Source organism: Rhodococcus sp. KRD197 (genome assembly GCF_017168235.1).
GTDB lineage: Bacteria > Actinomycetota > Actinomycetes > Mycobacteriales > Mycobacteriaceae > Rhodococcoides.
Genome location: NZ_JABFAO010000006.1, coordinates 83469 through 103391, shown reverse-complemented (window position 1 = coordinate 103391; position 19923 = coordinate 83469). Strand labels below are relative to the sequence as shown.

Below are 19923 nucleotides of genomic sequence, written 5' to 3'. Positions count from 1 at the left end.
GGCCATGAGCACTCTCGAGAGCGGAACAATACCCCGAAACGAACTCCCAGAACCCGAAGCCGCACCCAGCATCGACCGTCCCGCGGCCACTCACCTGGCCTCCAAGACCTCGGCGTTCATTGCCGAACATGTAATCCCGGTTGAACGGGAGGTTATCGTCGACGGACGGATCGTGGACGATGCCCTGCGACTCGACCTGCAGCGCAAAGCCAAGGCTGCGGGAGTTTTCGGCCCCCTGTCCGAAACTCGATACGGTGGACTCGGACTCGACATGCGGGCGCAGGCACTCGTCCTCGAGGCCGCAGGCGCAAGCCTCCTCGGCCCCCTCTCCGTGAACGGTTCCGCACCGGACGACGGGAACATCCACCTGCTGCGAGATGCCGGCACGACCGAACAGAAAGAGCGCTACCTCGCGCCACTCTCGGCCGGCGACACTCGATCTGCGATCGCTATGACAGAGCCGGCTCCTGGGACCGGATCGGACCCATCGATGCTCCAAACCACAGCGCGGCAAACCGATTCCGGGTGGGTCATCACAGGCGACAAGCACTTCACCACCGGAGCTGACGGCGCAGATTTCATCATCGTCGTTGCTGCCACACCTGCTGGCCCAACGATGTTCCTGGTCGACCACGACAACCCGGGCTTCCAGGTCGGCCGTCGCATGCCCACTCTCGACCACAGCATCCCTGGGGGTCACTGTGAAGTCACCTTCACGGACTGCGAGGTTGCTGCCGATGCCGTGCTCGGAGAGGTGGGCAAGGGCATGCTCTACGCCGGCGTTCGGCTCGCGCCGTCTCGTCTGGTGTTCTGCATGAACTGGCTGGGTCTTGCCGTGCGGGCACACGAAATGGCAGCACGCCACATCGTCGGCCGATCATCGTTCGGCGTTCCGATCGCCGATCACGGAATGGCGCAGGCACACGTTGCCGACAGTGAGATCGACATCGAAGCATCCAGGGGCCTCATTCGCTGGGCCGCCGAGATCATCGATACTCAAGGGGCTGACTCCTCGAATGCGCGTCACAGCGCATCGATTGCCAAGACCTTCGTATCCGAGGCAGTGTGGCGGATCCTCGACCGATCAGTGCAGTTGCACGGCGGTCTCGGCGTGTGCGAAGACCACCTTGTCGCGAGATTTCTGGTGGAAGCACGCGCATTTCGGATCTACGAGGGGCCATCGGAGGTCCTCCGCTGGTCGATCGCACGGCGAGTATTGCGCCCGTTCCGCTGACGTTGCGCCAACACAAGAAAAGGAGCACACCATGTCCCTGTCCACTGCCGACCGAAAGGTCGGAAGGTTCGCAGCCGCGTTCGGCGCCATCGATTACGATTCCCCCGACTACGAGCTACTCCGATCCGTCGCCGATACGCTGGTTCCGTTCGGCGCTCATATCGGTACGTCCATCACCGAAATAAGCCCGGACCGCGCCGTCGTCGAGATTCCCAACGCTCCGCATGTGGTCAACCACATGGGCACCGTGCACGCCGGGGCGCTGTTCACAGCAGCTGACATCGCAGGAGCTGCTGCCGTTGCCGGCGCAGCTGCCACCGGCCTGCACCTCATCGACAGTCTCGTGGTGCGCGGGGCGACCGCCTCCTACCGAAAGCCAGCCAGCGGGCACATCCGAGCAATTGCGACGGTCGACGAGCGCGAGTTGAGGGCGATTCTCGGGGCCACATCCAACCAACGATTCGAACTCACCGGCAAGGTCACGGTCTTGAACGACGAGGACACAACCGTCGCCAAGTTCACGTTCGACTATGTGTGCGACGTCGTCGTCACCGACGGGCAGGGGTGAGCAAGATGTCTGCAACCTCGGGAACCCGTCGTCCGTCGGAGTACTCCTCGCTCGAGGCGCTGCCTGTCACCGTCTCGGGAGACATCAGCTTCACCGTCCGAATTCTGCGGGCTGTCGATCCGTCGGCACCGGTCGTGTTGATTCTTCCTGCAATGGTCATGAAGGCGAAGCACTACATGCACCTTGCCAAAGCATTTCATGGTCAGGGTTTTTCGGTGGCACTGTGCGATCTGCGCGGGCAGGGCGAGAGCAAGCCCCCACTGCTCGAGCAGCCGAACTTCGGCTACCGCGAGATGATAGAGACCGACCTCCCGGCAATCACTGCGGTTATTCGAGAGACATTCGTAGACAGCGACATTCATCTGTTCGGCCACAGCCTCGGCGGGCAACTCGCGCTGCTCTATTCAGCTGCCGAACCTGGGGCTGTCGATAGCGTCACTGTGATCGGCACCGGAACGGTCTACTGGCGCGCTTTCGGTATGCGTCGCTGGTTCGAGGCACTACGCGACATTCAGTGGATCGGACTCGTTGCACGATTCAAAGGGCATTGGCCGGGGGGAGTTCTCATCCCCGGAGCCATGGCAGGGCGCGTCATGGTCGATTGGTCTCGACATTCGCTGACCAGCCGGTACCGTCCAGCTGGCTCGTCTCGCAACTACGACCGCCTGCTTGCGGCGATGACGACACCTGTTTTCGCAATATCGCTGGAAGAGGACCTCCTCGGGCCCAAGTCGAACGTCGACTTCCTCGAATCCAGGATGACTTCGTCACCGGTCACACGCTGGCACATCGACGGAGATTCTCCGGTAACCCATCGCGACCACTTCGAGTGGATCAAGGACTCCGGGGCAATCGCAGCGGTCGCATCCGACTGGATCCGGACCGGCGACTACGTCGCTTGACCTCGACGCTCCTTCGCCTTTGATGGTCGAAGCGCTACAACGGTCATGATGACCCCTGCCAATGCTCCCAACGCAGCGATTGCGAATGTCGCGGACATCGACGTCACCTCGCTACCCACGCGAGGTGACGCGATGGCCGCGATGGCGACCCCGAACACAGCGCCGAACTGTCTGAACGTGTTCATTGCGCCAGATGCGGCGCCCACCCACTCCGTCGGCACTGCGTTCACCATCGCGGCGATGGCTACCACGCCACCGGACAACGGGATTCCGATGCCGAGCAGTGCGAGCGCTACGCCGTACACCGCGAACGGCATCCCCGCCGGAATAGACATCAGCCCGAGCAGTCCGACACAGATCGAACCGAGCCCCACCAGCATCGTCGCCCTGATTCCGAGGCGACCGGCGACATACGATGCCCCGAGCGAGCCGGCCCCGATGGCACCGAAGAGCGGAAGGAACTGCAGTCCTGTCTCCATCGGACTCAGTCCCAAGGCGCCTTGTAGATGCAGAGTCAGTATGAACAGCACGCCGTAGAGGCCGAAAAGCCCGAAAAAATTGACAGCGCAGGCAACGAACACTTCGGGGATGCGCAACAACCCGGGGGGCAGCATCGGCGTCTCGGTGCGACGTTCCCACCAGACGAAAAGCATGAGCGCTGCGGCGGCCACCGCCGTAGCGAACAGGCCGAAGGGGTGCGTCCAACCCTGATGCGGCCCCTCTACGAGAGCCAGCGTCGCCCCGGCACCGACCGCAACGAAGAAGACTTGTCCGATCACGTCGACTTTGCCTCTGCGCGCGACTGATTCGACGCGACGCGACATGCGCAGCGCGATCCAGGCGCCCAGCGCAATCGGGGCGTTTATCCAGAACAGTGACTGCCATCCCGCAGAGGACACCAACACCCCACCGACCAGAGGCCCGAGGGCGAGCGCGACTCCCGCCGTTCCGCCCCAAATCCCTATGGCCTTGGCGCGGGCACGTGGGTCGGGGAAATTCTCTGTCAACGCAGCGATGGACAGCGGAACTACAACCGCAGCGCACGCACCTTGCAGTCCACGTCCAGCGATCAGCACATTCATCGTCGGTGCGATGGCACACGCAACCGACGCGAGGCCGAATGCAGCGGTCCCGCCCAACAGAATTCTGCGCGTACCGAACCGCGCGCCCAGCAACCCACCCGACAAGAGCAAGCAAGCGAACGCCAAGGTGTACGAGTCCAAAATCCACTGGGCAGCAGTATCGCCGCCGCCGAGGCGATCAGTGATTGTCGGAATTGCCACTGGCGCGATACTGGTATCGAGGTAGATGATGAATGTGATCGCGCAGATTCCCATGAGGAGGGTGCGCTGTCGAGATCTATCTGAATATTGGGTTCTTCCGTCGCGTGTAGTGCTATCCGAAGTCACTCGAACATCGTAGATTCAAGCTACGCAGCTCAATAGCTGATAAACGCTTTCAGGGCACTTGATAGCAGATTTCTATACTCGCAGATGGCGGCGGCAAAGAGTCGACCAGCCGTGGCCGGAAGATCTCGATCGCAACTACGCCGAATCCTATCGAAGCAGATCAGAGCGTCCGAGCATTGTGTCTTCCGGTGATGCGGGGAATCGGTGTTCACCTGGACGACATGACCGGGTGTTGTCATATTCCGTACTGATCACACGCACGGCTTGGGAGATAAACTGGTGAGTCGCATAAATATCACTTCGGTGTCGAAGAAATTCGGGGACACGCATGCGATTGCCGACCTCACCCTCGATATCGCGGATGGCGAATTCATGGTCCTCTTGGGACCGAGTGGGTGCGGCAAATCTACGCTTCTTCGCATGGTGGCGGGGTTGACTCAGCCATCGACCGGCCGAATTATGCTGGATCGAACAGATATAACGTCAGCCCCTCCACGTCAGCGCAATCTCGCAATGGTTTTCCAGAGTTATGCGCTCTACCCCCACCTGACGGTTGCGAAGAACATAGCGTTCCCGCTCCGCACTCAAAAGAAATCACGAAAGTCCATAGCGGAGAGCGTCTCCTCGGTCGCAACGATGCTCGGTCTTACCGAACTGTTGGGTCGCCGACCCGCCGAGCTGTCAGGAGGCCAACGGCAGCGAGTTGCGTTGGCTAGAGCAATGGTTCGTGAACCTGGCGCATTTCTCATGGACGAACCACTGTCGAATCTCGATGCGAAGCTGCGCAGCGCAACCCGCAGTGAACTCATCGAGTTGCATCGCAAGCTCGGCACGACCTTCCTCTACGTCACCCACGATCAGGTCGAAGCCATGACCATGGCTACGCGCATAGCACTGATGAACGCCGGTCGTATCGAGCAGGTGGGTACGCCCGCCGAACTCTATGACACCCCTCGATCGACGTTCGTCGCAGGCTTTCTGGGTGCGCCGCCGATGAACCTGATGGACGCCGACGTGGTGCACCGCGGTCACGAGCTGTACGCGGAAGCGACGGACTTCTCGGCAGCCCTGGGTATCGCGAACCAGAGCGTAGTCGATCGCCGCGCAGTAATCTTCGGTGTCCGACCAGAGCGTGTTCGACTTCGTCCCAATGCGATCGACTGCGCTGAGAGTGACGGTGCTGCCGGCATTACCGGCACAGTCGCGACCGTGGAGTATCTGGGCGGCGAGGAGCTCGTGCACGTCGCAGTGGGTCCGAACACCCTGTGCGCGAAGGTCACCAGCCCCAGTGGTGTCAAGGCCGGCGATCGGGTCCATCTCGAGCTGGATCCTTCCGACATTCACCTGTTCGACCGAGATACCCGCCGTCGGTTGGTCTGGCAACACGACGACGAGGTCACCGAGTTCGACCAAGACTTGCACGTGAATGCAAACACACCTGTGTTCACGGCTTGAAGCTGTCCATCCCTCTTACCGTCCAACCTCTCTCAGGAGCAAAACAGTGAGCAAAACCTTTCTGGGTGTGAGTGCCCTCATCACGAGCGCACTCCTCCTTACCGCATGTGGGGGTCTCGGCAGCACAACCACGGAGGAGACGTCTGCTTCCGCGGCGGTGCCGGAACTGGCCGATGATCAGTCGGTGTCGATCGTGTTCGAGAGCTACAACTATGGCCTCGCCGGTGCGTGGACCGACACGTTCAACACGCTCATCGACGAGTTCCACGAGCAGCACCCGAATATCGAGGTCATCGCGCAGAAGCCGCAGGGCAACAGCCCGAACCCGGCGACGGACACGGTATCGAGCATTCAGAACCAGACGGTCGCGGGTACGCCCCCGGACGTTGCGCAGCTCGGCTTCAGCGACTTGGACTTCACGATCAACCAGCTCGGCGCCAAGTCGCTCGACGACCTCTTCGGCAAAGACGAAGTACAGAAGAACTTCGACGGAACGGAGCACGCATACGCTCCCAAGGCGCGCGTTCTCGCCGATTGGAACGGGGCCACATACGGAATCCCGTTCGTGTTCTCCACACCTGTGTTCTATTACAATGCAACTCTTTTCGAGCAGGCTGGCCTCGACCCGGATTCCCCGCCCGAGACGTGGGAGCAGGTCGCCGACGCGGCGAAGGCGATCGCCGAGCGCACCGGCAAGGGCGGCGTCTACCTCGATTGCCTCACCAAGTCCGCGAAGGACTGGTGCTACCAGAGCCTGGTCCGGTCGAACGGGGGGCGCGTGATCTCCGAGGATCGGAAGACGCTCGAGTTCGCGGACGAAGCAGCGGTCGAAGCGACAACCATGGCCCAGCAGCTTGTGGCCGACGGGGCGACACCGGTGTTGAGCCAGAAGCAGGGCTACGAGGCGTTCGCCCGCGGTGACATGGGCATGCTCCTCGAGACCAGTGCAATTCAGGGAATGTTCGTCAAGGGTGCCACCGACAACTGGGATCTGCGCTCCACCACGATGCCGTCGTTCGGAGACAAGCCGGTCGTCCCGACCAATTCGGGTGCCTCGCTGTTCACCTTCGCATCCGATCCAGCCAAGCAGCGTGCCTCGTGGGAGTTGATAAAGTTCCTCACCAGCGAGGAGTCCTACATCACGATCTCGCAGGGGATCGGCTACCTCCCGCTGCGCACCGGACTCGTCGACGATCCTGACGGCCTTGCGGACTGGGCCGCGAGCAGCCCGTTGAACGAACCGAACCTCGAGCAGCTCGAGAACATGGAGCCGTGGGTGTCGATGCCTGGCAACAACTATCTGCAGATCCGCGACGGAATGATGGACGCCGTCGAGTCGATTGTCTACCAGGGTGCGGACCCCAGCTCCACGCTGAAGGCAGCACAGGACCAGGGCACAGAGCTTCTTCCGACCTCGTAGCCCGACCGACCAATCCGACGCCCGCCCACGAAAGGACGCGAAATGCCCGGACCAGACTTCACAGTCGTTCACATCACCGACACCCACATCGGTCGCGAAGGCGAAAAGGTGCACGGTATCGTCGACACGCTCGACAACCTGCAGACAGTGCTCGATCGTCTGGTTTCGTCCGGGCACCGCGTCGACGCGCTCGTTTTATCCGGTGACCTTACCGACAACGGCGATCCGGACGCCTACCGCCGACTGCGCGAGGCAATCCTGCCTGCCGCAGACGAACTCGGTGCCGAGGTCGTTTACGCGATGGGCAATCACGACGACAGGGAGAGCTTCGCACACGCGCTGCTCGACCTGTCGCCGTCAGATCTTCCCGTCGATCCGCACCGGCCGATCGACACCGTTGTTCACCTGCGGGGCGTCCGTATCGTCGTCTTGGACAGCACCACTGCAGGACAGCACCACGGGCGGCTCGAGCCAGGCCAGCTGAAGTGGCTGACCGAGGTGCTGGCCGAACCGGCGCCCAACGGGACGCTTCTGGTCCTGCACCATCCACCGATCCCGTCACCGGTGACATCGGTCGATTCGCTCAAGCTGCAGAACTCCGAACACCTCGAGGCCGTGCTGCTCGGGACGGACGTACGCATGGTCCTCTGCGGACACTCCCACCACACCTGTTCGGGCTCGATCGCGGGCATTCCGGTGTGGGTGGGGCCGGCGATGTCCTACCGAGTCGATCCGGTCCCGCCGGTAGGTCGTCATCGCGGCGTGGTCGGATTCGGTTTCACCCGTGTAGACATGTTCGGCTCGTCCGTCGTCGCCACTGCAGTAGAGGCCACGCCGGCGCCTGCGGTGTACGACGAATCGATGCAGGACGTCCTCGACAAGCTGGCCGCACTGTCACTCCGGGCGGGGTGAGCGGTGTTCGTCACGGCTCTGGACCATCCCCAGCCTTCGTCCGAGACCGTAGGAATGCCTGCAGAACCTGTTCTCACGCTGCGGGAACCGGTTCTCGAACGTCTTCTTCGTTCGGCTCAGCCCTACCTGTACCTGGCGCCGGCCATATTCTTCCTCGTCGTGTGGACGTATCGCCCACTCGTGCAGGCCGCCCAGTTGTCGACATACTCGTGGAATCTGCTGCCCACGTCACCGATGACGGCAGTGGGCGCGGACAACTACCGCCGGTTGCTCGAACTACCGGCCGTCGGAGACTCCATCTGGCGCACAGTTGTTCTGATCCTCGCCCTGTTGCCGTTCTCGATAATTCTCCCGGTCGTGGTCGCCTTCTCGACCCGTGGTGTGCTCGGCCGTTCGCGGGTGCTGTATCAAGCCATCATCTTCGCGCCGTTTCTCATCGCGCCTGTCGCGGGGGCCGCGGTGTGGCAGTGGTTGCTCGACCCGAGCGCCGGGATGGTCAACCGTGTCTTGGGTTCGGACCGCAACTGGATCCAGGACACGAGTACGGCCCACATGGTGATCATCATCATCACCGGATGGCACTTCCTCGGATTCGCGGTGCTCGTGGTCTCCGCCGGAATGGCTGGTGTGAACAGCGACTATTCCGAGGCGGCGCAGATGGACGGTGCGTCGCGGTGGCAGATCGATCGCTGGATCACATTTCCGCTGCTCTCCCCCACGTTGGTCTTTCTCACCCTCATGACCGTGCTGCTCAGCGCGCAGTGGACGTTCCCCTTGATCGACACGCTGACCCAGGGTGGACCGTCCCAATCCACGACGAACATCTACTACCTGCTTTGGGACTACGGATTCAACAGCTTCGACGCTGGACTGAGCGCCGCGGCGGGCATCGTGTTGTTCGTGGGATTCGGCGCAGTGGCCGGCATGCTGGTCTGGCTATCGGAACGGGTGACCTTTCATGACAACTGACGCCCAGGAGGAAACCGGGACGGAGGTCCGGCAGACCGGGACGGTGATACAGCGCATTCGGGGACATGCAGTTCTGATCGTGATCGCCTTCCTCTGCGCGGTCCCGATCTACTGGCTGTTCGCGACATCGCTGCGCAGGCCAGAGGACATCCACTCGCTGTCACCGTTCCCGTGGCCCCTGTCGATCGAGAACTACACCGATGCCGCCGCCAAGGTGGACATCCTCGGCCTTCTGTTGAACACTCTCGGGGTCGCGGTCGCCTCTGCGACAGCGCAGCTACTCATTGCACTGCTCGCCTCGTACGCGTTCGCCATGTACACCTTTCGGTTTCAGAAGGTCCTGTACCTCGCGTTCGTCGGAACGTGGCTGGTGCCGTTCCAGGTCACCATGCTGCCCAATTATGTTCTGCTGTACCAACTGGGACTGATCAACACACTCGCTGGTGTGGTGGTACCGACACTCTCCTCGGTTCTCGCCGTGTTGATGCTGCGCCAGCACATGACCAGCTTCCCCAAGGAACTGTTGGCGGCCGCGCGGATGGATGGAAGGTCGTCGTGGTCGATCCTGTGGACGGTCGTGGTGCCGAATCTGCGTCCGGCGCTGGCAGCGTTGTCCATCCTTCTTTTCATCAACTCGTGGAACGAGTACTTCTGGCCCGCAGTGGTGCTGCAACGCAGCAACTCGGTTCTCCAGCTGGGATTGCGAAGCTTCATGGGAACAGAGGGCGATGACTGGGGCCCGATGATGGCGGTGGCCGGCATGGCATGCTTGCCGGTCTTCCTGCTCTACATCGTGCTGCAACGCCACATCGTCAACGCGTTCGTACGATCCGGCCTCAAGTAGACACACAAGCACGGAGTTCGGGCAGGCTGCTCATCGCTCAGCGGTGTTCAGCCTGCCCGAACTGGTCTTTGGGCCCTGATCTGCACGGCCGTGCGCCCTACACGCGCACTGTCGAATCTTGGATGCAGAAAGTCCGGGTGGCTTTGCAGCACACCCGGACTCCCACACCTTGCCTGCCTACGGCACCTACTGTCGCAACTCCGGTATGTAGTGGCTGGCATGCGCCGGCAAGCGCAGTCCAGAGCTACGCAGCGCCGCCACGCGCGTGGCGTAGGCACCGCCGAACATCAGATTGTGTGCGATGTCCGCGACGTGGCGGTTGGTCGGGGCGGCGAGATAGGTTCCCGCCACCCAACTGTTGAAGGCGCCCATCGCCGGACCGCACCATATTTGATAGTCGGCAGTTCGGTCGGACTCTCCGCGAATGCTCCACCCGGACGACAGCCCTAGGTACCAACGAAAGATCAGCGCCATCTTGCGCTTGGGATCCCGCTCGGCACCAGCTAGCTGACCTGGATCACGTTCGGTGAAGTAGTCGACACATCCTGTCCACACCTCGTCCAACGACCGCCCGAAGATGGAGCTCTCCAGATCCGAGCGACGCTCGGGAGGTATGGACTCGATGCCGTCGTACTCACGATAGGCCTCGTACAACCGATGGGCGCGTGCTGCGAACATCGTTCCGCGACGCAGAACTTGCACCTGAACACCGAGTTCGAACATGTCCGATGACGGGGCCATGGTGCAATCGGCGACTCCGGACGACGCCAGAAGCGCCTTCGTGGTCTCGGACTGATCGGCCTCCACCGAGGACTGGTTGATCGACCCAGTCACCACGTACGCAGCGCCCATAGCGAACGCAGCGGCAACCGCCTGCGGGGTGCCGATACCTCCCGCCGCACCAATCCGCACTTCGGTGGGGCCCTGCCATTCACGAGCCATTCTGTCGCGCTGCGCGATCAAGTCCGGCAACAGCACCGTCAAGGGCCGGCGGTCCGTATGACCTCCAGAATCGGCTTCGGCGGTGATGTCGTCGGCCATCGGAATGCTCTCGGCCCAACGTGCTTGATCGGCGGTGATCTCCCCCGCCTCGACCAACGCCCGAACCATTGCCGCGGGCGCCGGGCGAAGGAACAGCTCGGCCACTTCGGCGCGCGAAACTTTGGCGATCACGCGGTGCCGTGGATGCACTCGACCATCACTGCCGAGCGTCAGTCCACCGACTCGGTAGCGAACCAGTTCTGGGCTGAGATTCATGAACGCCGATGCTTCGATACAGGTGACTCCGTGCCGCAGGCATGCATCGACGATAGCCTTCTCGAGCGCGGGTTCCGTCGGACTGTGGATGAGGTTGCATGCGAACGGGATATCGCCCAGCGCCTGACGAATAGTGGTCAACGCCGCATCGATCCGCGCTGGAACCACTCCTGCCGCGCCATAGGACGCGAGGTATCCGGCTCGCGCCAGCGCGATGACCATGTCCGGGGACGCAATCCCATTGGCCATCGCGCCCGCGGCATAGCAGTAGCGAACCCCGTGGAACTTGCGAAACAGGCTGTCGCCCAATTGTGTCGGCGGCAGTGGTGCGACAGCGCTGAGGACGCGAGCGCCCACAACGGCCGCAGGGTCCGACGTCGCACCGATACCGTCCGCATCAGCAACGATCCAGCATGGCGAATCGAGATCGAGCAGGATCGAACGCACGTCGCTCACTGCACGTGCCAGCGCGCGCGTCATCCGAGAACCTGCCCGTCGCGCAGTTCGACGGCGAGGTCGATCAACTCGTAGATCCGTAGACCGGGCTTCCACAGGGATGCATCGACGGTGACGACCACGGAACCAGGCCGCCGCTCCACCGTCTTGATGTGGACTTCCAACTCGCACTGACGGTCGGTGGGCAGGAACTGGCCACGATACTTCCACGTCAGCTCGATATCGGCTGGAATCAGGAAGCGCGGATCGGCCATTCCCGAATCCATTCGGGAGTTCAACATCCACTCCTGCACGGCCTGAATCGCCGTTTCGACACCGAGCGATCCGGGGATCACCGGGTCGAGGTGGAAGTGTCGGGCGAAGAACCAGTCGTCCGGATCGATACGACGGAGCGCGTGCAGGTATCCCTGATCGTGATCACCGCCACCGTCTACGACTTCGATCAGATCGAGCAGCGCCAACGTACCGCGCGAACACAACCGCGATCCCGGGGCGCTCCTTCGCGCGGCAATGTCGATCGTGCGGACCGAGCTCGGCTTGTGCGTCTGCAGCCAAGTCGGCCGGTTCTTGCCAGCGTCGAGCCCTGTTTGATTGCCGAGCGCTTCATCGCTGAAGTAGCCGAACATGGTCTCACCGCGATAGAACGGTTCACCGTCCACCGACAGGGTGTAGTCGAACGTCTGCAGAGACGAGCCCGGAAGCAGCGTCGTGGACAGCAACCGTGACGACTGCTCGATGGTCTTGTCGCGAAGGTCCACCTGGCGAAGTACGGTGGCGGTGCCGCCGAGGTTGCGCAGGCTGAGCGTCTCGTCGGGCGCGATGAGTGTCGGGCCGACGTACAGCCCCATGAGCAGCGCCGCCTGCAAAGACGTCTCCATGTACACGAAATGCGGGACCGAGTAGTTGGCACTGTCGGCGTAGTACCACGAATCGGCCGGCGAATCGTATTCGGTGTCGTAGGAGGCTGTGCGATCCAGAACTCCGCGGGCACCGTCGAACCGTGTGACGCGATCGACCAGAAGCAAACCACCGGTGGGCAGCCGTGTCGCCCGACGCCCGGTGAAACCGGCGAACTCAGGACCGAGTGCCGTGCCCTGGTCACCGCGCGCAAGGTGTGCCATGTGGAACTCGTTGAGCAGCACTCGATCTCCGGCGTGACCGATTCGTCCGGTCCAGGAATCGAACGCACCGCCGATTCCCGGACCGACCGGGGAACCTGGTTTTTCGGTGACAGTGACAGTGACGCTGATGCTGCGCCCGTCTCCTGCGATCACTTCCGCTGTGACATGCGGGCGCGGCACGAGTTCGATTTGGGTCACCACGACGTCGAGCTCGGTAGAACCGGAATCGAGACGCGCCGGTTCCGCTGCCGTGAGAGTCACATCGGCCATACACAGATGCAACCCGGCGAACAGGACGAACGTCTCGACTGCCTGCACTGCCGCTGACGTGGCGTCACCATCGAACTGCGCGCGCAGCCGTCCGCGGTTCAATGTACCGCCGCGCAGATCGATGTCGGTGACCGACGTCAACGCAAGCGGTGACGCCGCTGCGATCCGAACATTCGGGTTGGCTCCTGCCTGGTCGTATCGCGCTCCGAACACACCAGCGATTTCGCCCCGCGCCAACGATTCCAGTGCATCACGATCCAGCGACCGGCGACCCGCGCGGGCCAGCGGCTTGAATGCACCTTCAACTGCTGCGACCGCTCCTGTCGAGGGCGGGCGCACCGGTGCGGTCGCAACGCGAGCCGCCCGCAGAAGCGCGTACTGGACGTTCGTATGGGAATCGAGATGCGCGCGATGGGCCTCGGTCACCGCAATTCGCAGCTCGTGTAACTGATTCAGTCTTCCCGTGCTCGCCGCTCCCCTGACGCCCGACGACGGAACGCGCGATGGCGCACTCGCTGTGGCCTCGGGTGCCAGCGGCGTTGAAACCACAGAGGCGCCGAGGGGGTCGAACGGCTCGCCGTCGAATGCGAGTGCCGCATTGTCTCGTGTGAATTGAACGTTCATGATTTGATCCAATGCCTCACTGATTCGCGGAACATGTCGGACAACTGGGGTGTCGTGACCACAGACACGTCTGCGTACTTCTGCAGAATGGTGCCGTCAGGGCCGATCGCGGTGGCATCGAGCGTCACGTCGACCGCGCCGGCACGCGGATTGTCGACGACAACAGCGTAGGGCGACCCCATCGGCAGCGGTGCGTAGTAGTCGATTCGTCCGATACCGAGTGGAAGGCATGCCGAATTCAGCAGCCGATGTCCAAGTACAGGTGGCCCCTGGAGAATGACGTCGGCAAGCACTGGGTTGTGCAGCGCTCCCGCATAGGCACCGAGAGCGAAAGGCTCGCCGCCGAGTTCGCATTCGATGACCAGCTCGGTGTCCGAGCCCGCGAGAATCCGGCGCATTCCGTGTAGCAGTGGAGCGTGGAATTGGCGGGCATCACGGTACAACTCGTCAGCGGGTACACCGCCTCCGAACCGAGGCGGACGAACCCGCGGCATCTCCGAGGGGTATCGACCGAGGTCCATCGTTGCCACGTAGTGGGACAGCGACTTCGAGTCACCTTTCGCGCTGTCCACTCGGCTGGTGACGACTACTCGCACTGCCTGTTCGCCGTCGGGAGTGACTCGGATATCGATCGATTCGATCGGGTGGTCGAACACGATTCCCTTGTGCACGTGAAAGTCCCGTACCGATATGACATACCGACCCGGGTAGGCGCGCTCGACGACGTTGATCATGGCACCGAGACCGAAGGTGGCAGGAAGCACCGCATGCTCCCCGATCCGATGCGCCTGCACCAGCGGGTTTTCGCTCAGATCACCGAGGGTCCGGGTAGCAACGAACGGTTCCCCGAGTGATTGCGGACCGTCGCTCAGTGACTCGGCCTCTCCGATCAGCACCACGACGTCATCGCGCTGAGTCGGTGTGAACTGCTCGACGAATGCACGCGCACCGACATCGGGATCCAGCAAAGACACACCACGTTCGATGAAGTGCTTGCGCAGCTCCGGTGTCACCATCCCGCCGTCCCACGCGCCCCAATCGATCGCCGTGACGTGGCGATCCGGTCGGGAGGTGACATGTGCGGCAGCGAAGCGGGTGAGTGCTTCGTTGGCTGCGGCGTAATCGGATTGCCCTGAGTTGCCGTACAGACCGGCGACCGAGGTGAAGAGCAGAATCTTGCGGAGCGGCGAGGTCTCGTTCTCCGAATCGAGGGCCTCCAGGACGGCTCCGAGCCCGTTGATCTTCGGGGCAAGGACCCGATTGATGTCCGCGACTGTCTTGGCTGCGATCGGCGAGTCGGCGAGTACGCCGGCACCGTGAACCAGGACGGTGATCTCGGACGCAAGCGACTTCAGTGCCTCCCGGACCGCGTCGACGTCGGTGACGTCGACCGCGATGTACCGCGCTCGTTCACCGAGTTCGCCCAGCGTTTCGGCGATCTCGCGGCCGGCTCGGACGGCCGCGCATGCACGTCCGATGTCGCGCGGGGTGGCCCTCGAGCCTGCCATCGCAGAGAGCGCCGCCTTCTGCAGGCCGACGTCGTCGACGCCAACCGCCCAGGACGGTTCGGGATCGGGTTCGGTGCGCCCGAGGAGAACGAATCGTGATTCGGTCTGCCGTCCGAGCTCGCGAGCGCAGATCGCTGTCATTCCACGTGCGCCTCCCGTCACGAGGACCACATCCGATTCGGTCAACTCGGTGTCTTCCAGCGGGAGTGTCGGGTCGACAGAGCTGGACTTCGACGAAGAGCCATGGAGGCTAGGAACGAGCGTCCAACGGTCACCGTGTTCCCCGACGGCCACTTCCAAGGTGTCGGTCGCGGAGTCGGCGATTTCGGTCAGCAAAGCTTCCACCACGGCATCGATGTCCGCCGCGGGATGGACATCGAGACTCCGGCAGAACAGACCGGGCCGCTCAGCGGCAAGGGTTTTCACAACACCGCCGACACCGCCGATCAGGGCGGATACCGGATCCACGGTCCCGGCGAAGCCGAACGCACCGTCGAGCCGCGTCAACGTCACGAACGCCGACCGAACCGCGTCGGAGCGTTCCAGACTGGGAGAGCAGTGCTTGGCAGCGAGCAAGGCAGCGGTCAACCGGTCACTCGCCGCCGACCACTCGGTGGTAGCACCCGCAATGACCAAGGCCAGCGTCACCTCGTTCTCGAACGCAGACTTCAGAGTCGTCTCGATCTCATCTGCGCTGCCGGCAAGGGAAAGACGGCTGACGGTCCATCCACGATCGGCGAGCCGACGCGACACCTGATCGGCATCGGCATCGCCGCCCGCGAGGTCGACGACGACTGCGGTCGAGCCGGTCGGGAACAGCCCACCCACGAGGTCCACGGCCGGGAGTGCAACGAGTTCGACGGTATGCCGCGGCGCCTGAGCCGCGGCTTCAGCTTTTGGGTGGACATCACTCCCCACACCGAGTGCTTCGACGATCTGGTCGAGCGTGCGCAACGTACCCAGCTGCTCGGGCCCGAGACTCGGCAGCGACGGGAACCGCTCCTGCACCGCACCGAGCACCTGCACGCGCTTGATCGAATCGACCCCGAGATCAGCCTCGAGATCCATCGATGGATCCACCATCTCCACGGGGTAGCCCGTCTTGTCCGCAACGACCTCCAGAAGTGCTGCGAGGAGTAATTCAGCTGATGTCCCGGTAGGTGTGTCCGGCGGACTGTCGGACTCCGACTGTTCGGTCTCGGCGACGGATCCGGACGACGACTGCGCTAGTAGGTCGACGATCTGGTCGAGCGTGCGCAACGTACCCAGCTGCTCGGGCCCGAGACTCGGCAGCGACGGGAACCGCTCCTGCACCGCACCGAGCACCTGCACGCGCTTGATCGAATCGACCCCGAGATCAGCCTCGAGGTCCATCGATGGATCCACCATCTCCACGGGGTAGCCCGTCTTGTCCGCGACGACGTCCTGCAGTGCGCGACGCAGTTGTGCGGCGGTGACACCGGCCGCTTCCTCGGACACCGACACAACCGTCGGAATCGGGGCGACGACGGGTTCCGGTGTCGGAGCTATCTCGACAGCCGGTGCCACATGTGGCTCCTGTGTGGCGGGCGCGATCGCTGCCTGTACCGGAGTCGCGGGGATCGAGCGCGCAGCCGTCGGTGCTTCAACCCCGACGACCGAGCGTCGTACAGGATTCGTTTCGCCGACGCCGCCCCCGATTTCCAACTCTGCGATGCGGCCGAGCACCTCTGTCGCTCGGGTATGACTGTGACTGATTGCCACTCCGTGGTCCTTGACCGCCTCGATCGCGCGGAGCATGCTGGCGTCGATGTGGTCGGCGCTCAACGCCTCCGCGAGGTGCTGGGCCAGGTCGAGCTGACCATCGAGGTAGCGATCGTGCGTGCCGAGGTGTGCCGCAAGGGCGGACAGCTCGCCAGTGGACCGATCTTCGATTCGGCCATCGTTCAGTTGACTGTTGTTGAGTTGACTGTTGTTCAGTGGACTATGGGAATCATGCTGAGGCACGGTCGTCTCCGAGTATCGAATTGGCGGCGGGGCTGGCGTGGACGGAACAGCGACGGAAGGGACCCGTGTAGTTGTCGGAGTGACGCTTCCGACCGATTCGGCGGGAACAACTGCGGAAACCCGGTATCCGACGGCCAAGGCGTCCGCGTAGGACTTCCGGCGGCTATCGGGCACGTACTCAGGCGCCGAGAGCGAGATCGTCATGCCGCTTCCCGCGCGTACCAGCGGAGCCGTCGAGGTGTATCGGTTGACGTCGGACAGTGAGAGACCGAGCACGATGAGTTGCGTGACAGCTCGTTTGAGCGAGAGGTCACTGTTCCCGAGGGGGCCGGTGTCCGTGGCAATCGCGACAACATCGTCGCCCAGGGTCCGGTTCACCAGCGAGGTGAGTACCTTCTTCGGTCCGAACTCGACGAACACGTTGCACCCGTCGGCGCGCATGGCTTCGAGGGCTGCCACGAATTCGACCGGCTTCATCAGCTGTTCCACCAGGGTGGCGTTGTTCTCGGCCGGATTCGAGCCATACTCGCGACCGGGTGTGTTCGCGTAGATGGGAGCAGAGGGTGTCCCTACTCCGATCGATTCGACGGCCGGTGCGAACGCTTCTACCGCGTGTGCGACGTACGGGGTGTGAAACGCTGCGGACACCGGGAGTTCACGAGTGGCGAATCCGCGCTCTGCTGCACGCGAGACGACATCGTCGATCGCCGAGCGACCGCCGCCGACCACCACCTGGTCCGGCGCATTGTGGTTGCAGATCCATACGTCATCGAGGTCTTCGATCATGGCGTCGACATCGGCGCGGTGAGCAGCAACTGCGAGCATCGTCCCGCTGTCCCCGGCGGACCTCGGTGCCATCGCCGTGCCGCGAGCACGGGCGAGAGTGAAGTAGTCGGCTGTCGCGAGTGCACCCGACGCCCAGAGAGCAGTCAGCTCACCGAAACTGTGCCCAGCGAGCGCATCTGCGGTGAACCCGAGTTCTTGCAGGAACCGATACTGACCGACCGATAGCGCACCGATTGCCGGCTGCGCGAACTCGGTCTGACGCAGCGTCGCCTCGTGCTCGGTACGCAGAGCGTCGTCGAACACCGGTGGTGGGAAAACAACTCTGCCCAATCGCTGAGCGGAGCCCGTGAAGGCGACGTTCGCGAGATCGAACGCCTCGGCTACCGAAGGCGTGTTGAGTACGGCTTCGATACCCATATCGACGTACTGACTTCCCTGACCGGCGAATAGAGCTCCGACCTTGATCGTCGACATCGCCGCTGAACGGAAGAACACGCCCTCTGGATGACTCCACTGTTCGGCGTCGGGGTTACGGGTCAGCTGCTCCACGGCAACCTCGCGCAGGTAGGCCTCGTTTTCGTCGTCGACTGCGACGAACCCGAGCCGCGCATGGGCGTTGTCGATCTCGCCGCCGCCGATCGATTCCTCGGAACGAACAGCCTCGATCAGCGAATCGATGTCAGCGGCGTGCCACACGTGAACCTTGGGAGTGCAATGCATCGGTCGCAAATCCGTACGGGGCGCTTCGTCTTCTTCGAGGACGACGTGGAAATTCGTGCCACCGAATCCCATCGCCGACACCGCAGCACGGCGCACTGGTCGTTGGGGATCACGAATCCACGGACGGGTAGCAGTGTTCACATAGAGCGCGGAATCGGACCCGATTCCGGGATTCGGGGCATCGACGTTGATCGTTCCCGGCAGCACCTTGTGATACAGCCCGAGAGCAAGCTTCATGAGGCTCGCGGTACCGGCCGCACCCTTTGTGTGGCCGATCTGCGACTTCACGCTGCCGACGCCGGCATAACTGGTCTCGTCGCCGGCATCGCGCAGCAGACCACTGAGCGCTTCGATCTCCGTGCGGTCTCCGACCGCGGTCCCGGTGGCATGCGCTTCGAACAGTTCTACTGAAGCAGGCGAGCATTCGGCATCGGCATAGGCGCGGTCGAGCGCGATTCGCTGGCCCTCGGCACGGGGCGCGTAGATGCTCTTGGACCGGCCGTCGCTCGATGAACCGAGACCCTTGATGACGGCGTAGATGCGGTTGCCGTCGCGCTTTGCATCGGAAAGTCGGCGTAGCGCAACCATGCTGATGCCCTCACCGAGCAGCGTGCCATCGGCCGCCGCTGAGAAGGGGCTGATCTGTCCGCTCGGCGACAACGCGCCGACCTTGCTGAAACACATGTAGATGAAGATCGAGTTCTCGGTGTCGACGCCGCCGGTGATCATCGTGTCCGCACGCCCGTCCAGCAGTTCCGCAACAGCCGTGCGCAACGCCGCGAGCGAGGCAGCACATGCGGCGTCGACCGTGCAGTTGATTCCGGAAAGCCCGAATCGGTTGGCGATGCGTCCCGCGACGACGTTGGCGAGCAGACCCGGGAAAGAGTTCTCCTCCCAGGGAGCGAATGCTGCTGTGAACTTGTCGGCGATGGCGTTGGCGTCCTCGATCGACAGACCGCAGCTGCGTGCCGCTTCTTTCAGGATCGGAGTCGAAAGTCGCGCAGCAAGCGGATGCATCAAGGGCACCGGCCCCGTCGTGCCGATGACGACGCCGGTGCGCGAGGGGTCGTACCACGACGACCCCGTCGCACCGGCGTCGGACAACAGATCACGTGCGACACCCAGACTGAGCGTTTGCATGGTCGAGGTCACTTCGAGCTGATTGGGCGGCAACCCGAACTCGAGCGGATCGAAATCGACGTCCGGCAAGAACGCACCCCGACGGGAGTAGGTCTTGTCCGGGGCCGTCTTGTCGGCGTCGTAGTAGTCGTCGAGGCTCCACCGTGATTCCGGCACTTCCTCGGTGCAATCGACACCATCGACGATGTTCTGCCAATACTCCCGGTGGCTCGTAGCTTTCGGGAACAATCCGGACATGCCGACGATCGCGATCGGATTGCGAGCGAGTCGGCGGTCTTCGAAGATGTCGGATCCGGTGGTGGATTCGGCGGTCACGATGGTCCTCTCGGGTTCTTGTGCGAA

General features: G+C 62.9%; 12 protein-coding genes. 8 read left to right on the top strand and 4 right to left on the bottom strand.

The genetic code is table 11. The features are described 5' to 3' along the window. The first annotated feature begins 4 nt into the window (after nucleotides 1–4). Genes J1M86_RS12850 through J1M86_RS12840 form a run of 3 tightly spaced genes read left to right on the top strand, consistent with a single transcriptional unit; the run spans nucleotide 5 to nucleotide 2704 of the window. Entirely contained in the window at nucleotides 5–1234 is a 1230-nt protein-coding gene (locus J1M86_RS12850) for an acyl-CoA dehydrogenase family protein (protein ID WP_206510169.1), read from the top strand. 31 nt (nucleotides 1235–1265) lie between these two features. Further along, nucleotides 1266–1802, top strand: coding sequence for a YiiD C-terminal domain-containing protein (locus J1M86_RS12845; RefSeq protein WP_206510168.1), 537 nt, complete (start codon nucleotides 1266–1268; stop codon nucleotides 1800–1802). Between the two features lie 5 nt (nucleotides 1803–1807). After that, the gene (locus tag J1M86_RS12840; protein WP_075837372.1) at nucleotides 1808–2704 is read left to right on the top strand and encodes an alpha/beta fold hydrolase; all 897 of its coding nucleotides are present in this window, start codon (nucleotides 1808–1810) and stop codon (nucleotides 2702–2704) included. Here the strand turns inward: J1M86_RS12840 and J1M86_RS12835 are convergent. Further along, nucleotides 2692–4041 carry an MFS transporter gene (locus J1M86_RS12835; RefSeq protein WP_206510167.1) on the bottom strand — a complete coding sequence of 450 codons (1350 nt, stop codon included), beginning with the start codon at nucleotides 4039–4041 and terminating at the stop codon, nucleotides 2692–2694. The two genes, J1M86_RS12840 and J1M86_RS12835, sit on opposite strands and share 13 nt — an antisense overlap. A gap of 351 nt (nucleotides 4042–4392) precedes the next feature. On the opposite strand from J1M86_RS12835, the gene J1M86_RS12830 reads away from it, so the two are divergent. The 5 genes from J1M86_RS12830 to J1M86_RS12810 are packed head-to-tail and all read left to right on the top strand — an operon-like array spanning nucleotide 4393 to nucleotide 9713. Beyond that, complete coding sequence (locus J1M86_RS12830) at nucleotides 4393–5568, top strand: ABC transporter ATP-binding protein (RefSeq protein WP_206510166.1); 1176 nt, start codon at nucleotides 4393–4395, stop codon at nucleotides 5566–5568. Between the two features lie 46 nt (nucleotides 5569–5614). After that, nucleotides 5615–6988, top strand: coding sequence for an ABC transporter substrate-binding protein (locus J1M86_RS12825; protein WP_307786628.1), 1374 nt, complete (start codon nucleotides 5615–5617; stop codon nucleotides 6986–6988). Between the two features lie 42 nt (nucleotides 6989–7030). Further along, on the top strand, nucleotides 7031–7900 hold the full coding sequence (locus J1M86_RS12820; protein ID WP_206510164.1) for a metallophosphoesterase: 870 nt from the start codon (nucleotides 7031–7033) through the stop codon (nucleotides 7898–7900). 54 nt (nucleotides 7901–7954) lie between these two features. Next, entirely contained in the window at nucleotides 7955–8869 is a 915-nt protein-coding gene (locus J1M86_RS12815; RefSeq protein WP_206510163.1) for a carbohydrate ABC transporter permease, read from the top strand. Then, nucleotides 8859–9713: a carbohydrate ABC transporter permease gene (locus tag J1M86_RS12810; RefSeq protein WP_206510162.1), complete on the top strand. Its 855-nt coding sequence runs from the start codon at nucleotides 8859–8861 to the stop codon at nucleotides 9711–9713. Before J1M86_RS12815 ends, J1M86_RS12810 begins: the two co-directional genes overlap by 11 nt. 186 nt (nucleotides 9714–9899) lie before the next feature. Here the strand turns inward: J1M86_RS12810 and J1M86_RS12805 are convergent, their stop codons facing one another. From J1M86_RS12805 to J1M86_RS12795, 3 genes are read right to left on the bottom strand one after another with little or no spacing between them, the layout of a single operon-like run. Further along, nucleotides 9900–11450: a PfaD family polyunsaturated fatty acid/polyketide biosynthesis protein gene (locus tag J1M86_RS12805; RefSeq protein WP_206510161.1), complete on the bottom strand. Its 1551-nt coding sequence runs from the start codon at nucleotides 11448–11450 to the stop codon at nucleotides 9900–9902. Beyond that, entirely contained in the window at nucleotides 11447–13441 is a 1995-nt protein-coding gene (locus J1M86_RS12800; protein WP_206510160.1) for a beta-ketoacyl synthase, read from the bottom strand. The genes J1M86_RS12805 and J1M86_RS12800 overlap by 4 nt, the downstream gene beginning before the upstream one ends. Further along, complete coding sequence (locus tag J1M86_RS12795; protein WP_307786627.1) at nucleotides 13438–19896, bottom strand: SDR family NAD(P)-dependent oxidoreductase; 6459 nt, start codon at nucleotides 19894–19896, stop codon at nucleotides 13438–13440. The genes J1M86_RS12800 and J1M86_RS12795 overlap by 4 nt, the downstream gene beginning before the upstream one ends. Nucleotides 19897–19923: the final 27 nt, after the last annotated feature.